1 protein-coding gene is annotated in these 547 nt (G+C 45.7%); it reads left to right on the forward strand.

The features are described from left to right. On the forward strand, nt 1–547 hold a 547-nt coding region (locus tag CIK99_RS05730; RefSeq protein WP_144007910.1), incomplete at both ends, for a DUF3871 family protein.

Raw genomic sequence — 547 nt, forward strand, 5'->3', positions numbered from 1 at the left:
TGTCGAGTCAAGAATATCACTCGTGAAATCAATGGACAGACAGTACACCTTGTTATAGGAGGCGTAAGAAGTCTGTCAGAAGACAAGCTCTACAACCGTCAGAGTCCACAGAAGTTTCATATTTTTGCAGGCTGGCGTGTGAGAGTATGTTCAAATCTCATGTTGACGTGTGACGGAAACAGCGGAACAATCGAATGTCTCACAGAGGCTGACATTATGCAGAAGTCTCTTGAACTATTCCGCTCATTCGACCCTCACAAAGAAGACACACTCCGTCTCTTGGAGAACCTACACAGTACTCCTATCACAGAGACACAATTCTGTAATATCGTGGGCAGATTACGCTTATTGCAAAACCTGCCTGTCGCAGAACAGAAACTCCATCCATCGTTTACCATCGGCGATCAAGCCGTGAATGCGATGGTGAAGAACTATGTGGCAGACCCTAACTTCGGTATGAAGGACGGAGAGCCATACACATGCTGGAATCTTATGCAGAACACAAATGAAGCAGTCAAGCAGTCGGCTTATATAGACCGATTCATCG

The sequence above is a fragment of the Prevotella sp. P5-92 genome (genome assembly GCF_002251245.1).
Classification (GTDB): domain Bacteria; phylum Bacteroidota; class Bacteroidia; order Bacteroidales; family Bacteroidaceae; genus Prevotella.